Annotated in this window: 16 protein-coding genes; 13 read left to right on the top strand and 3 right to left on the bottom strand. The window is 60.9% G+C overall.

Annotated elements, in window-relative coordinates; translation table 11 throughout:
- Positions 1-18 precede the first annotated feature (18 nt).
- The 6 genes from HY067_08575 to HY067_08600 all read left to right on the top strand — a co-directional run bounded on the left by HY067_08575 (position 19) and on the right by HY067_08600 (position 5332).
- Positions 19-1824, top strand: a complete 1806-nt coding sequence (locus HY067_08575) for a methanol/ethanol family PQQ-dependent dehydrogenase (GenBank protein ID MBI3528012.1) — start codon at positions 19-21, stop codon at positions 1822-1824.
- Between the two features lie 98 nt (positions 1825-1922).
- The gene (locus tag HY067_08580; protein MBI3528013.1) at positions 1923-2306 is read left to right on the top strand and encodes a c-type cytochrome; all 384 of its coding nucleotides are present in this window, start codon (positions 1923-1925) and stop codon (positions 2304-2306) included.
- Positions 2242-3150: a quinoprotein dehydrogenase-associated putative ABC transporter substrate-binding protein gene (locus HY067_08585; protein MBI3528014.1), complete on the top strand. Its 909-nt coding sequence runs from the start codon at positions 2242-2244 to the stop codon at positions 3148-3150. The genes HY067_08580 and HY067_08585 overlap by 65 nt, the downstream gene beginning before the upstream one ends.
- An 11-nt stretch (positions 3151-3161) precedes the next feature.
- A complete protein-coding gene (locus HY067_08590; GenBank protein ID MBI3528015.1) occupies positions 3162-4181 on the top strand; it encodes a trypsin-like peptidase domain-containing protein in 1020 nt (339 codons plus the stop codon).
- Complete coding sequence (locus tag HY067_08595) at positions 4178-4522, top strand: hypothetical protein (protein ID MBI3528016.1); 345 nt, start codon at positions 4178-4180, stop codon at positions 4520-4522. The genes HY067_08590 and HY067_08595 overlap by 4 nt, the downstream gene beginning before the upstream one ends.
- A gap of 6 nt (positions 4523-4528) precedes the next feature.
- Positions 4529-5332 carry a quinoprotein dehydrogenase-associated SoxYZ-like carrier gene (locus HY067_08600; GenBank protein ID MBI3528017.1) on the top strand — a complete coding sequence of 268 codons (804 nt, stop codon included), beginning with the start codon at positions 4529-4531 and terminating at the stop codon, positions 5330-5332.
- Here the strand turns inward: HY067_08600 and HY067_08605 are convergent.
- Positions 5329-6246: a dihydrodipicolinate synthase family protein gene (locus tag HY067_08605; GenBank protein MBI3528018.1), complete on the bottom strand. Its 918-nt coding sequence runs from the start codon at positions 6244-6246 to the stop codon at positions 5329-5331. The two genes, HY067_08600 and HY067_08605, sit on opposite strands and share 4 nt — an antisense overlap.
- Before the next feature lie 99 nt (positions 6247-6345).
- Between HY067_08605 and HY067_08610 the strand changes: the two genes are divergently transcribed.
- A complete protein-coding gene (locus HY067_08610) occupies positions 6346-7110 on the top strand; it encodes a 4-hydroxy-2-oxo-heptane-1,7-dioate aldolase (GenBank protein ID MBI3528019.1) in 765 nt (254 codons plus the stop codon).
- A 393-nt stretch (positions 7111-7503) separates the two neighbouring features.
- Here the strand turns inward: HY067_08610 and HY067_08615 are convergent, their stop codons facing one another.
- Both HY067_08615 and gnd read right to left on the bottom strand, forming a co-directional pair.
- Positions 7504-8019 carry a gluconokinase gene (locus tag HY067_08615; protein ID MBI3528020.1) on the bottom strand — a complete coding sequence of 172 codons (516 nt, stop codon included), beginning with the start codon at positions 8017-8019 and terminating at the stop codon, positions 7504-7506.
- Positions 8016-8933 carry a decarboxylating 6-phosphogluconate dehydrogenase gene (gene gnd, locus HY067_08620; GenBank protein ID MBI3528021.1) on the bottom strand — a complete coding sequence of 306 codons (918 nt, stop codon included), beginning with the start codon at positions 8931-8933 and terminating at the stop codon, positions 8016-8018. Before gnd ends, HY067_08615 begins: the two co-directional genes overlap by 4 nt.
- Positions 8934-9054: 121 nt before the next feature.
- Between gnd and HY067_08625 the strand changes: the two genes are divergently transcribed.
- From HY067_08625 to HY067_08650, 6 genes are all read left to right on the top strand, one after another.
- The gene (locus tag HY067_08625) at positions 9055-9516 is read left to right on the top strand and encodes a MaoC family dehydratase (protein MBI3528022.1); all 462 of its coding nucleotides are present in this window, start codon (positions 9055-9057) and stop codon (positions 9514-9516) included.
- Positions 9509-10294, top strand: a complete 786-nt coding sequence (locus HY067_08630) for a dioxygenase (GenBank protein ID MBI3528023.1) — start codon at positions 9509-9511, stop codon at positions 10292-10294. The genes HY067_08625 and HY067_08630 overlap by 8 nt, the downstream gene beginning before the upstream one ends.
- 12 nt (positions 10295-10306) lie before the next feature.
- Positions 10307-10759: an acyl-CoA thioesterase gene (locus HY067_08635; GenBank protein ID MBI3528024.1), complete on the top strand. Its 453-nt coding sequence runs from the start codon at positions 10307-10309 to the stop codon at positions 10757-10759.
- 18 nt (positions 10760-10777) lie between these two features.
- Positions 10778-12010 (top strand): acyl-CoA dehydrogenase family protein, encoded by a 1233-nt coding sequence (locus tag HY067_08640; GenBank protein ID MBI3528025.1) that lies wholly within the window; start codon positions 10778-10780, stop codon positions 12008-12010.
- A gap of 360 nt (positions 12011-12370) precedes the next feature.
- The gene (locus tag HY067_08645) at positions 12371-12820 is read left to right on the top strand and encodes a (2Fe-2S)-binding protein (GenBank protein MBI3528026.1); all 450 of its coding nucleotides are present in this window, start codon (positions 12371-12373) and stop codon (positions 12818-12820) included.
- Between the two features lie 23 nt (positions 12821-12843).
- Complete coding sequence (locus HY067_08650) at positions 12844-15039, top strand: xanthine dehydrogenase family protein molybdopterin-binding subunit (protein ID MBI3528027.1); 2196 nt, start codon at positions 12844-12846, stop codon at positions 15037-15039.
- The last annotated feature ends 92 nt before the right edge of the window (positions 15040-15131 follow it).

The raw sequence follows: 15131 nt of genomic DNA on the forward strand, positions 1-15131 counted from the left end.
TTATAAGCAGGAGGAGAGATGAGACTAAAATTCTGTTACCTGGCAGTGCCGTTGGCTCTGGTCGCCGCGACAGGGATCGCGCAGGCCAACTCCGACGTCGAAAAGAACATTGCCAATCCGGCGAACTGGGCGATGCAGGCCGGCGACATGTACAACCAGCGCTACAGCAAGCTCAACCAGATCAACGCCGCCAATGTCGGCAAGATGCAAGTGGCATGGACCTTCTCCACCGGCGTTCTGCGCGGCCATGAGGGTTCTCCGCTGGTGATCGGCGACATGATGTACCTCCACAGCGCATTTCCGAACAAGGTGTTCGCGATGGACCTGAACACCGAGACCATCAAGTGGAAGTACGAGCCGAAGCAGGATCCGGCGGTCATTCCACAGATGTGCTGCGACACGGTGAATCGCGGGCTGGCATACGCCGAAGGCAAGGTGTTCCTGCAGCAGGCGGACAGCACGCTGGTGGCGTTGAATGCCAGGACCGGCAAAGTCGTCTGGTCGGTCAAGAACGGCGATCCCTCGCTCGGTGCGGTGAACACCAATGCTCCGCATATCTTCAAGGACAAGGTGATCACCGGCATTTCCGGCGGTGAGTGGGGCGTGCGCGGTTATCTTGCCGCGTACAACATCAATTCCGGCGAGCTTGCGTGGAAGGGCTACAGCGTCGGTCCCGACGATGAAATGCTGATCGACCCGAATACGACCACGACCTGGAAGGACGGCAAGGTTCAGCCGGTCGGATCCGACTCGTCGCTTAGCACCTGGCAGGAAGATCAGTGGAAGATCGGCGGCGGCACCACCTGGGGCTGGTACAGCTACGACAAGGCGCTGAACCTGGTGTACTACGGCACCGGCAATCCCAGCACCTGGAATCCGGCGCAACGCCCCGGCGACAACAAATGGTCGATGTCGATCTGGGCGCGCGACGTGGACACCGGCAACGTGAAGTGGGTCTATCAGATGACGCCGTACGACGAGTGGGATTTCGACGGCATCAACGAGATGATCCTGGCCGACATCAACGTCAAGGGCAAGATGACCAAAGCGCTGGTGCACTTCGACCGCAACGGCTTCGGTTACACGCTGGATCGCACCAACGGCGCATTGCTGGTGGCACAGAAATACGATCCGGCCGTGAACTGGGCGACGCACGTCGACATGAAGACCGGCCGTCCGCAAGTGGTATCGAGGTACTCGACCGCGCAAAACGGTCCGGAAAAGAATACCAAGGGCGTATGCCCGGCCGCACTCGGTTCGAAGGACCAGCAGCCCGCGGCATTCAATCCGAACAACGGCATGTTCTATGTGCCGACGAACCACGTCTGCATGGATTACGAGCCGTTTGCAGTCGAGTATGTCGCCGGCCAGCCCTACGTCGGTGCGACGCTGGCCATGTATCCGCCGCCCGGCGAGAAGAACATGGGCAACTTCATTGTCTGGGACGCGAACGCGGGCAAGATCGTGCAGTCCAAACCGGAGAAGTTTTCGGTATGGAGCGGCGTGCTCACGACTGCCGGCGGACTTGCCTGCTATGGAACGCTGGAAGGCTATCTGAAATGTGTTGATGCCAAGAACATCAACAAGGAGTTGTTCAAGTTCAAGACGCCGTCCGGCATCATCGGCAACGTCTTCACTTACCAGCACAAGGGCAAGCAGTTTATCGGTGTTTATTCGGGCATTGGCGGCTGGGCCGGAATCGGGCTGGCGGCGGGCCTGGAAAAAGACGCGGATGGCCTCGGTGCGGTGGGTGGCTATAAGGAACTTGCGAATTACACCGACCTGGGCGGTTCGCTGACGGTCTTTGCGCTGCCGCAGAAATAAACCGAAGCGGCACGTCGTGCGTTCTTGGGGCGTCCGGGCCGTCGGGCTCGGGCGCCCTCATATTGAGCGATTCCATCCATTTTCCGGAGTTGGAAATGATGTGTTTGCGCACCATTTTTACCGCGATGCTGTTTTTTTTCTGTCTCACCTGTCATGCGGACGAGCCGCTCTACAAGGTGGCGGAAGGTTACAAAGTCGATTCTGAAACCCTGAAAGGTTTCAAGACCTGGCGTGCGGCAGCTTGCGATCGCTGCCATGGTGCCAATCAGCAGGGGCTGGTCGGACCGTCGCTCATCGAACGTCTTAAGATCCTGACCAAGGAAGAGTTCGTCAAGACCGTCACCGACGGCCGTCTGGAAAAAGGCATGCCGAGCTTCAAGACCAGCAACACGGTGATGTCCAATATCGATCATCTGTATGCCTACCTCAAAGGACGCTCCGACGGTGCGATCACCCGTTCCAAGGTCGAAGAGATCAAGTAGGCGAATCGGTGCCGCGCTGGTTGCACTGGCCACGGTCGCCGGTGCGGCGATGGCCCAGGACGAGCCCTTCGAGAAGCCGCGCGCACTCAAGATCTGTGATGATCCCAACAATCTCCCGTTCTCCAACGACAAGGGCGAAGGTTTCGAAAACAGGATTGCCGAAATTCTCGCGCGCAACCTCGACTTGCCGTTGGAGGTTTTTCATTACCCGCAGCGGATCAACATCGTGCGCAACACGATCCGCTACAAACTGCCGAACGAATCGGAATATCGCTGCGATCTGCTGACCGGCGTGCCATCCGACTTCACCGCGGTCGCCACGACGCAGCCTTATTTCCGCTCGACCTACGTATTGGTGTATGCAAAGGGGCGCAAGCTCGACGTCGCCAGCGTGGACCAGTTTCTCGGGCTCGACAAATCCGTGCTCCCGGGTTTGAAGATCGGCGTCTACGAACGCACGCCCGCAGTCGACTGGCTGAAGAAGCACAACCTGCTGGACCAGGCCGTGCCGTACCGGCTGCTGAACGCCGATCCGAATCACTATCCGGGCAAGATCATCGATGACGATCTGGTCGGAGGAAAGATCGATGCCGCAGTGGTATGGGGTCCGATCGGAGGCTATTTCGCCAAGCACGCCACGTCGCCCGAACTGGTGGTTTTGCCGCTGAAGTCGGAACCTGGTGTGCGCGTCGATTTCGGCGTGTCGATGGGCGTGCGCCAGGGGGAGAAGGCGTGGCGCTCGCTTGTCCAGCAAGCGCTCGATCAGAGCCGCGAAGAAATCGCCCGGATCCTGCAGCAATACAACATCCCGATGGTGAATGACAGGGGTGAACCGATACGCTGAGACGCCACCGCATGCTGAAGATGTTCGAACTCGTCATTGCAGTCGGTTGCTGTTGCACGGCGGCGCAAGGCGCGCCTTTCGATCAGGCCTATTGGATCGCGGTGTCTTCCGGCGTCGTCAAAGTCGAAGTCTCTCGTCCCAACGGCGGTTATTCCCTTGGCACCGGCGTAGTGGTCGATCGCGGCAAGGTGGTGACGGCCTGTCATGTGTTGCGCGGGGGAGCGCGCGTTGCCGTTTTGTATGCCGGTGTCCGGCACAGCGCCGTGGCGCGTAATACGTCTGCAGAACACGATATCTGCCTCCTGCAGGTGCCGCTGCTCGAAGCCCGGCCGGCGGTGTTGCGGCCGGCATCACAGCTTGCGATCGGCGAGGATGTCGGTGCGATCGGCTTCAGCGCCGGTGCCGGCGTACATTACGCGCAAGGAGCGGTGGCGCGTCTGCATCGTTACGACGACGGTGTAGTCGTTCAGGGCAGTGCTGCTTTTACTTCGGGGGCGAGCGGCGGCGGCCTGTTCGATGCCGACAGGCGTCTGGTCGGCATCCTCATGTTCCGCATGCGCGGTGCCGGTCCACAGTATTTTTCCGCGCCGGTCGAATGGGTTGCGGTCGGGCTCGGCGACAATGCCGGCGAAGCCGTGGACGCGGAGATTTCCGGCGAACCGTTCTGGAATCGGGCGCCCGACCGGTTGCCTTACTTCATGCGCGCCAACATCCTGATCAGCGAGGAACGCTGGGATGAGTTGCAAACCCTGCTGTCGCAGTGGAAGCTCGACGAACCGTCAAGCGCAGAGCCTGTTTTCCTGTCGGGCGAACTGGATAGCCGCCGCGGCCGCACGGTGCTGGCGCTGACCGAATATCGCGAAGCGGTCGCGCGGGACCCGGAGCATGCGCTTGCATGGAATGGACTGGTGCGCGCGTCGATGCGCTCGCGCGACGTGGATCTCGCGCGGCAGGCCTATGGCAGACTGGTATCGCTGAGTGCTGTGCTGTCTGGCCGGATTGCGGATGAATTTCCGGAGGTGCTGCAATGAAGGCAATGCAAGCTATCCTGGTCCTGGCAATGATTATCGCTGCGCCGCTGTGCCGCGCAAACGACTTTCCGACCGCCGATCGTGTCGCGTTCGTCCTGGAGTGCATGCGCGATCACACCGGTGGCCAGTTCGAATTGCTGAACAAATGCTCATGTACCATCGATCGTCTCGCCGAGCAGTACAAGTACGACGATTTCGTCGAGGCGCAGACCATGGCGAAAGCCGTTACGATCGCCGGCGAGCGCGGTTCGACGCTGCGCGACAACGAGGATGCCCAGAAAGCGGCCGGGCGTTATCGTGCGTCCGTTGTCGAAGCTGCGCGCGCCTGCTTTCTGCGCTGAAATCCGATGAATACCGTGCGTCGAACCCTTTCGACCTTGTTTCTGTCGCTGATCGTGCTGACCGCCGCTGCGGCGGACGATAGCGCGAGTCCGAACACCGAGATCTGGCGCAAAGTGCGTGCCGACCTGTTCGGCGATCGTCCGATTATGGACGGCGGAGCCGTCGGAATGGTTCTGTTGGAAATGCCTGCGCGTGCCGCGGACGCGGCGGTGGTTCCGCTGGCGATCCGCGTCAGACCGTCGCAGAATGACGCGCCAACGAAGAAACTCTATGTCGTCATCGACCACAATCCTTCGCCCATCGCGGGAATCTTCGAATTCGGCGAGGGCAGCGGTAGTCCCGACCTGGAAACGCGGGTGCGGATCGAGGAGTACACGTGGGTGCGCGTGATTGCGGAGCGGGCCGACGGATCGCTGCTGGTCGTGCAACGTTTCATCAAGGCCGCCGGCGGTTGCTCGGCACCCGCCGGCAAGTCACTGGCCGAGCGCCTGGCCGGGATGGGGCAGATGAAGTGGCGCATCGATCCGCCCGCCGATCCTTCGGCACCGGTGTCGGTGCAACTCATGATCCGCCATCCGAACAATTCCGGCCTGGCGATGGATCAGTTGACGCACTTGTACGATCCGCCCTACTACGTACGCAATGTGCGGGTGACGCGTGGCGATGAGCTGGTTTTCTCCGCGGACGTGGATTTCTCGATCAGCGAGAATCCGGCCTTCCGCTTCACTCTGCGTCCGGGCAAAGGCGGCGCGCTGCGTGCCCGGGTAACCGACTCGAACGAACGAGTATTCGAGAGTTCGGCGCCCTAAACGACGACCGGGCGCGACAGGTCCTGTCCGGGAAACAGCGCATCGAGCAGCTTGCGCAGCTGGTTGGCGGTGGCGGGTTGCAATGCTGCGCCGGGATGACGGACTTTGCCGGAGCCGATGGCGCCGCGCAATTTCAGAATTTCCTTGCGCACTGCCACGCCCGGCTGCTGTTCGAATACGATCAGCGGCAGGAAGCGCGCGTAGATTTCGCGCACCTTCTTCCAGTCCGCCGCGCGCGCCGCGCGCACCATCGCCGTCAGGGCTTCGGGGAATGCAAAGCCGGTATTGAATCCGCTCGATCCGGCTTCGAGGTCGAACAATCCGTACAACGCGCCGAGACCGGTGAGCACCGGCACCTTGCGTTCCTTCATGCCGGCTGCGAGAGCGCGGATCTTCGGGGCGGTGGGCACGGCCTCTTCCTTGATGCTCGCGACCCGGGGCACCTCGCGGATGATCCTCAATAACATCGCCGCAGTCATCTGCACCTGGGTCGAGGCCGGATGGTCCTGTGCCACGATCGGAATGTTCACGCCGTCGGCAATCGTTTTGTAGTATTCGACGATGCGATCGTCGTTCGGCACGGCTTCGGCATGAGGCGTGACCATGACGGCTTTCGCGCCGAGTTGCTCGGCCATCTGCGAAAGCTCCCGGGCCGCGCGCGTGCCGCTGTGGCTGGCGCCGACAATGACCGGCATCGACCCGGCCGCGGCGACGGCGGTGCGGATCAGGGTTTCACGCTCGCCGTCGAGCAGGCGATTGGCCTCGCCGAGAACGCCGAGGATGGTGATGCCGTCGACGCCCAGAGCGCCGATAAAGCGCACCAGCCGGTCGAACGATTCCAGGTCGAGATTTTCATTGTCGTCGAAGGGCGTGGCCAGGATGGGAAACACGCCTTCGAAATGCAGTGTATTCATTCGGGTTTCTCCGCGAGCGCGCATTGTCGGCCGCGGCATGCCCGCTGTCAAAGAGCGGGTACAATCGCGCGTCGACAAAACAATTATCGGGAGAAGCAAATGGACATGCACCTCAATCAGCTCAAGCGCGCGCTGCGTGCGGGCCGCACCCAGACCGGGTGCTGGCTGAGCCTGGCGAGCCATGTATCGGCGGAGATCTGCGCTTCAGCCGGCTTCGACTGGGTTTTGGTGGATACCGAGCATGCCCCGTCCGACCTGCAGAACGTGCATCACCAGTTGCACGCGATCGCCGCCTATCCGGTCTCGACCCTGGTGCGCGCCTACTGGAACGACACCGTGCTCATCAAGCGCCTGCTCGATCTTGGCGTGCAATCCTTGCTGCTGCCTTACGTGCAGAGCGCGGAAGAAGCCAAGCGTGCTGTTGCGGCGGTACGCTACCCCCCCAAAGGCGTGCGTGGCGTATCGGCAAACTCGCGCGCCAATCGCTTCGGCCGGGTCAAGGATTATTTCGCGCATGCCAATGACGAAATCTGCCTGATGGTGCAGGTCGAAACGCGCGCAGCCGTCGCGGAGATCGAGAAGATAGCGGCGATCGATGGCATCGACGGCATTTTCATCGGTCCGCAGGATCTGGCCGCGGATTTCGGGCATCTCGGCAATCCGGGACATCCGGAAGCGCAGGCGGCGATGGCCGATGCGCTGACCCGCATCAAGAAGACCGGCAAGGTGCCGGGCATACTGGCCTTTGCGGAAGCCGATGCCAAACGCTGGATCGAGCACGGCGCGCAATTCGTCGCCGTGACTTCGGATCAGTTCCTGCTGGTGCGGGAGAGTGCCGCGGTCGCCGCCCGGTTCAAGACCTGACAAGACCAGCAGTTCTTCACCGCAAAGACGCAAAGGCGCAAAGGTAACTCAAAGAAAATCACAAATGTGAATGTGAATGTTTATCGGTGCTCGTATTCATTCGGGTAGGGCGTCCTGTCAGAATCACGCGAATCTACGAGTGCCAGAACCCGGTAATTTTCTACCATGACTCGCGTAACGCGGGAACGAACGGAACTGCCAATCCATCCTTGTTTTCCTTTGCGTTACCTCTGCGCCTTTGCGTCTTTGCGGTGAAGGTTTATTCAAGTCAGCGAAGGTATTGTTTCTTTTCGGCGATGCTGTCGGCCATGTAGCGGATGCCGCGCAGCCAGATTTGTCCGAATTGCTGCGCAGATCCACGGATTTCGTATACGGCGTTTTTCCGGACGCGACTCATTTGTCCGAACCTGTCTTGCGCGCCGGTGATTCTTGCAGCCGGCGCAAGATCGAATCAGCGATCGAGTTTGGCGAATCATCGATATCGACACTGAGTGCATCCCGAGGCTCCTCGAGGGCGGCAAACTGGGATTCGAGCAGGCCGGCTTTCATATAGTGGCCTTTGCGGGCTTCCATGCGTTTGCGGATGAGTTCGAATTCTCCCCTGAGGTAGATCCAGCGTATTTCCGCAGTCCCTTTTGAAAGCCGGTCGCGGTACGCTTGCTTGAGCGCCGAGCAGGCGAGTAGCACGCTTTCGCCGCGCGCGTCCCGTTCCCTAAGCATCGCATTCATCCGATCCAGCCATGGCCAGCGGTCTGCATCCTCGAGCGGAATGCCGTTGCGCATTTTCTCGATGCTGGCGGCGGAATGAAATTCGTCGGCATCGAACAGCGGCCAGCCCAGCTTCCCGGACAGAATCCGGCCGATGGTGGTCTTGCCGGCGCCGGACACGCCCATCAGGATGACGATCATTTTGGCTTCGTCGGTTGCACTGCGTGGCCGCCGAAGCCCGCGCGCATCATTGCCAGCAATTTTGAGGCGTAGTCGTCCTGTCCCTGGCTGGCGAAGCGCGCCATCAGCGCCAGACTCATCACGGGCGCCGGCACGCCGAGTTCGATCGCTTCGATTGCGGTCCAGCGGCCTTCGCCGGAATCGGCGACGACCGGACTGATCGACTCCAGCGCTTGCCCATTCTTCAGGAAATCGGCGGTCAAATCGAGCAGCCAGGACCGCACGACGCTGCCATGACGCCACATTTCAGCTATGGCAGCGAGGTCGAGGTCGAATTCCGATTTGGCCTTCATCATCGACAGACCTTCGGCGTAGGCCTGCATCATTGCGTATTCGACGCCGTTGTGGATCATCTTGACGTAGTGCCCGGCGCCTGCCGGCCCGCAGTGAATCCAGCCGCGATCCGGCGCGGGCGCGAGTATTTTTGCGAACTGTTCGACTTTGGCGACGGCGTCTTTTTCGCCCCCCAGCATCAGCGCGTAACCGTTGTCCAGCCCCCATACACCACCGGATACGCCGGCATCGACGAAGCCGACGTCGCGCTCGGCGAGCCAACCGGCGCGCCGCCGCGAATCCTTGTAGTTTGCATTGCCGCCGTCGACCAGCACATCGCCTTTGGCGAGCAGCTTCGCCAATGTCTGAAGGGCCTGCTCGGTGATCTCGCCGGACGGCAGCATGACCCACACGACTCGCGGTACCGGCAGTGCCGTCACCAGCGCGGTCAGTTCCGCGTGCGGCGTGACGCCGCTCTCCTGCGCGAGCGCGCTGCGTGCCACGGGGCTGACGTCGTAGGCGGCCACATGCACGCTCTTGCGTGCCATCCGCCGCGCCATGTTCGCGCCCATGCGTCCCAAGCCCACCATGCCGATCTGCATCTGTTGTCTCCATCGTGAATCGTTGATTGCCCATTGTCCCGGCTCGAATCGCCACGCGCAATGCGCACGCGCGGCGATTCCGGTACATTGCCGGCCTTAAGCGGCGCAAAAGGGGGACAGGATGGCGCGGGTGGTGTTCGGCAGTATCGAGGAACTTGCCGGCAAAGCAGGCCAGGAAATCGTGGTCAGCGACTGGCTTGAGGTCACGCAGGAACGCATCGATCAGTTCGCCGATGCCACCGGGGATCATCAGTGGATCCACGTCGACGTCGAACGGGCGCGCCGTGAATCGCCGTTCGGCGCGCCGGTTGCGCATGGATTTCTCACGATGTCGTTGCTGAGCCACTTCCTCAACGAGTCGCTGGAGTTCGGAAAATCGAAGATGGGCGTGAATTACGGATTCAATCGTCTGCGTTTCACCGCCCCGGTGAAAGCGGGCTCGCGTCTGCGCGCTCGCTTCAAGCTGAAAGAGTTCCAGCGCATCGAAGGCGGCGTACAGATGATCTGGGATATCGTGATGGAATGCGAAGGCGAGACCAAACCCGTGCTCGTGGCGGAGTGGGTGGGCCGGCGGTATGGCTGAGCGATTTCCGGCCGTCTTTATATCCCATGGTGCCCCGACGCTCTCCATCGAAGCCAGCCCCGCACGCGAATTCCTGTCCGGATTGGGACAGTCGCTCGGCAAGCCGAAAGCGATCCTGATCGTTTCGGCGCACTGGGAAAGCGGCGAAGCCGCGGTCAGCGCGGCGGCCCGTCCCGAGACCATTCACGATTTCTTCGGCTTTCCCCAGGAGTTGTACCGGCTGGCTTATCCGGCGCCGGGAGCACCGGAGTTGGCATTGCGCGTGAGCAACCTGCTGGGTGGCAAAGGTATCGCTACGCACGTGCATCCGACCCGCGGTCTCGACCACGGCGCCTGGGTGCCGTTGCTGCTGATGTATCCCGATGCCGACATTCCGGTCACGCAACTGACGGTGCAGCCGCCGCTTGGGACCGAGCATCATTTTCATCTGGGCGAAGCGTTGCGCCCGCTACGCGACGAAGGCGTGCTGATCCTCGGTTCCGGCGGCGCCACGCATAACCTTTATGAGTTCGGCCGCCATCGGCGCGATGCGCCGCCGCCCGCATGGGTAACCGGTTTTCAGGAGTGGCTCGCGCACACCGTCGAAAGCGGGAACACGGATGATTTTCTGCATTACCGCGAACGCGGGCCGGACGCCGCTCGCAATCATCCGAGCGAGGAACATTTCCTGCCGATCTTCGCGGCAGCCGGCGCCGGCAATCCGGAGGTCGCAGGCCGCCGCATCCATCGCAGCCATACCTTCGGCATTCTGGCGATGGATGCCTATCGCTTCGACTGAACAGGATCCGCCATGGCAAGACAGGAATTCAGATTCGCCCACCGGCTGCGCGTGCGCTGGGCCGAGGTCGACAGGCAGGGCATCGTGTTCAACGGCCATTACCTGACGTATTTCGACGTGGGGATCACCGAGTACCACCGTGCGCTCGGCTATCCCTATCCGGACGGACTGGCGCAGCACGGCACCGACCTTTATGTGCGCAAGGCTGAGGTGGAATACCACGCCTCGGCTGAGTATGACGATGAGGTCGACGTGTGTGTTCGGGTCGAGCGCCTCGGACGGTCCAGCTTCGACTTCCGGGTCGAGATCCATCGTGCCGACCAACTGCTGGTGAGCGGCAAGGTGGTCTATGTCAACGCCGATCCGGTCGCACGCCAGTCCGTGCCGCTGCCGGATTTTCTGCGCAATGCGATCAAGGCCTTCGAGCATACTGCGCCGGCCGAGTTGAACAGCGCTCCCGCTTAAAAACCTCAAGGAACAGCCATGAATTTCGAATTTTCGGACAAGATCAAGGATCTGCAGAAAAAACTTTCCGCTTTCATGCAGGAGCATGTCAATCCGCGGGAGGCGCGCTTTTTCGAGGAAATAGCGGAGAACCGCGCCAAGGGCAATGCCTGGATTCCGACGCGCATCGTCGAAGAGCTTAAGCCGAAGGCCCGCGCCGCCGGCCTCTGGAACCTGTGGCAGCCCAAGGACCACGGCGGGGCACTGACCAACCTCGAATATGCGCCGCTGTGCGAAATCATGGGACGGAGCAGTTGGGCTCCGGAAGTGTTCAACTGTTCGGCTCCCGATACCGGCAACATGGAAGTGTTGCTGCGCTACGGCACGCCGGAGCAGCGGAAGCAATGGCTGACGCCTTTGCATAATGGCGAAATCCGCTCGGCCTTCCTGATGACTGAGCCGGAAGTGGCTTCGTCGGACGCGACCAATATCCAGTGCCGCATCGAGCGCCAGGGCAACGAGTACGTCGTCAACGGCCGCAAGTGGTGGTCGTCCGGTGCCGGCGATCCGCGTTGCAAGATCTTCATCGTGATGGGCAAGTCCGATCCGGACAGCGCAGATCGCCACAGACAGCAGTCGATGATTCTGGTGCCGGCAGACGCCAAGGGCGTCAAGGTCGTCCGCTCGCTCAGCGTGTTCGGTTATGACGATGCGCCACATGGCCACATGGAAGTGACACTGGACAACGTGCGCGTGCCGGCTTCGAACATGCTGCTGGGAGAAGGCCGTGGCTTCGAAATTGCGCAGGGCCGCCTCGGACCCGGCCGGATCCACCATTGCATGCGCATCATCGGCCAGGCCGAGCGTGCATTGGAACTGATGTGCAAACGCCTGAAGAGCCGGGTTGCTTTCGGCAAGCCGGTGGTCGAGCACAACCTGTGGCACGAGCGCATTGCCGAATCGCGTCTGATGATCGAGCAGGCGCGGCTGCTTACGCTCAAGGCGGCCTACATGATGGATACCCTTGGCAACAAGGAAGCGAAGGCGGAAATCGCCATGATCAAAGTCATCGCGCCCAATATGGCGCAGCAGGTCATGGACTGGGCGATACAGGCGCATGGCGGCGGGGGCGTGTGCCAGGACTTTCCGCTGGCGATGATGTACAGCCACAATCGCACCCTGCGGCTCGCGGACGGACCCGATGAGGTTCACCGCAACCAGATCGCGCGCCTGGAATTGAAGAAATTCGAGGACGCCAAACCGCACCGCTGAATTTCCCTTTTGCGCGCACAGCTGTGCTCGGCGCACGCACACGATGCCGGTTCCAGAAATGATTGCTGCACTGCAATCGCGTTTCAACATGTGGATATTGCATTGCAACATCCGAATCCCATGCTCTCATCGTTTGGAATCTCGATTTCGATGATTCCGCAAGCAAAAGCACGTACCCCGCAAACCCAGTCCTGGTGCGGGTTTGCGGGGTGCGGGCAAATTGCGCGAAGGGTTCTTTCGGACGCCTGAACAATGTAGGGTAAAGAGTTGTAAGGCAGTTTTTATTCGTGTATTTTGGCCGGCGTAACTATCTCAGTGTTACGCCTATAACTTCATTCCTCACCAAGGGGGAGTTCTGCAATGAAAATCTCGTTCAACGTAAATGGAAAGAGCACGAGCGTGGATGTCGCGCCGGACACGCCGCTGCTTTGGGTACTTCGCGACACTCTGGGCATGACCGGCACCAAGTTCGGTTGCGGCAAGGCGCTCTGCGGCGCCTGTACGGTGCATCTGAACGGCCAAGCCGTGCGCTCCTGTCAGACCTCCATCGGTTCCGTCTCCGGCCAGAAGGTGACGACGATCGAAGGCCTCGGCGGCAATCACAAGGTGCAGAAGGCATGGGTCGCACTGGACGTGCCGCAATGCGGCTATTGCCAGCCCGGCCAGATGATGTCGGCCTCCGCATTGCTTGCTACCAACAAGAATCCCTCTGACGAAGATATCGACGCTTTCATGTCCGGCAACATCTGTCGCTGTGGCACCTATCCTCGGATTCGCGCGGCTATCAAACAAGCCGCGAAGATGGCCTAAGGGGGAGATGACAAATGGAAAATATGATCAAAAATGAAACTCGTCGTGATTTCCTGAAGGTCAGCGGTTCCGTCGCAGGCGGACTGGCGCTAGGGTTCTATCTGCCCACCGGATCGCGCATCGCGCAAGCGGCCGCGGATACCAGTTCGCCGAATGCCTGGATCAAGATCGGTACCGACAACAGCGTCACCATCATGTGCGCCCGGTCCGAAATGGGCCAGGACGTCTACACCTCGATGACGATGCTGGTGACCGAAGAACTCGAAGTCGACATCAACAAGGTCAAAGTCGAGTTCGCGCCGCCTGCAGAGGTGTACATCAATGCCCTTCTGGGTGGTCAGCTCACCGGCGGCTCGACTGCGGTGCGTGACGCCTGGGAAAAGCTGCGCAAGGCGGGAGCTTCTGCCCGCATGATGCTGGTTGCTGCTGCAGCCAGCGAATGGGGCGCTGACGCTTCTCAACTGAAGGCGGCCAACGGCATGGTCACCGGCCCCGGCGGCAAGAAGGCCACCTACGGCCAGCTCGCCGCCAAGGCGGCGACGATGGAAGTACCGAAGGACGTCCCGCTCAAGCCGTCGAGCCAGTTCAAGGTGGTCGGCAACATGAAGCAGAAACGCCTCGATACAGTTGCCAAGGTGAACGGCACCGCGCAATTCGGTATCGACACCCGCGTGCCCGGCATGCTCTACGCCGCGGTCGCAATGTCCCCGATCATCGGTGGCAAGGTGGCGAGTTTCGATGATTCCCGCGCCAAGTCGATGCCCGGCGTCAAAGCGGTGGTTCAGTACAGCCGCGGCGTTGCAGTGGTAGCCGATTCCTACTGGCAGGCGAAGAAAGCGAAAGACCTGCTGCTGATCACCTGGGATGGCGGTCCGAACGCGGGTAACGACCAGAAATCGATCTGGGAAGGCATTCGTGCTGCCAGCGAGCAGCCCGGTGCGGTGTTCCGTGAGCACGGTGATGTGGAAGCGGGCATGGGTCAGGCGGCCAAGAAAGTGGAAGCCACCTACCAATTGCCGTTCCTGTCGCACTCGCCGATGGAGCCGCAAAACACCATGGCGGATGTGCGTGCCGACAAGGCCATCATCATCACCCCGACCCAGTTCCAGCAGTTGGTGCCACACGTGGTTGCTGGTGCGACCGGACTGAAGCCGGAGCAGGTCGAAGTGCATACCACGTTCCTCGGCGGGGGCTTTGGCCGTCGCGTGGAAGTGGATTACACGATCGACGCCGCGGAAATTTCAAAGGCAGTTGGCGCGCCGGTGAAGATGGTGTGGAGCCGCGAAGACGACATGACGCACGACTCCTACCGTCCTGCCAGCCTGATGAAGCTCGCTGCCGGATTGGATGCAGGCGGCAAGCCGGTCGCCATGCGTTTCCATTCGACCAGCCCCTCGATCTCGGCGCGCCTGTTCCCGAGCATCGTCAAGGATGGTATCGATCCGTTCGCTGTGGAAGGCATCGACAACTATCCGTACGACACCCCCAACATGAAACTCACGTACCAGATGCACGACGCTGGCGTGACGCCGGGTTATTGGCGCGGTGTGTCGCACAACCTGAACGCTGTTGCACTCGAGTGTTTCATCGACGAGTTGGCAAACGCAGCCGGAAAAGACCCGATTCAGTACCGTCTCGACATGCTCGACATGGGATCGACCAAGCATCAATGGTCGGGCCTGTCCGCGGGTGTGCCGGTCGGTGCCCGCATGAAGAGGGTACTGGAAGAAGTTCGCGCCAAGTCTGGCTGGGGCAAGAAAATGCCGGAAGGCCGGGGCATGGGCGTAGCGGTGATGGAAGGCTATAACACCGTGATTGCGATGGTCGCGGAAGTGAGCGTGTCCTCCAGCTACGACGTGACCGTCGAGAAAGTTACGGCTGTTGTGGACGCCGGTACCCTGGTGCATCCCGACCAGGCGCTGGCACAGTTGCAGAGCACGATCAACTTCGGTCAATCGGCCTGCATGTGGGGTGAAATCACCATCAAGAATGGCGGCGTCGAACAGACCAACTTCGACATGTACCGTGTCGCCCGGATGAATGAAAATCCGAAGGTCCTGGATATTCACTTCATCAAGAGCGACAGCACGCCCGGTGGTCTGGGCGAGCCTGGCACTGCGGTGATCCAGCCGGCCATCGGCAATGCGATTTTTGCCGCCAGCGGCAAGCGCTGCCGTACCCTGCCGTTCTCGCCGGAAAACATCAAGGGCTCCGCCTAAGGTGTAGTCAGCCCGGCCGGTATGGCCGGGCGACCTGTTTTTCTTCGACCCCTCGGCGGTTTCCGCCGGGGGGTTTTTATTGGCATTGTGCA

It is taken from the genome of Betaproteobacteria bacterium (genome assembly GCA_016194905.1).
GTDB lineage: Bacteria > Pseudomonadota > Gammaproteobacteria > Burkholderiales > JACQAP01 > JACQAP01.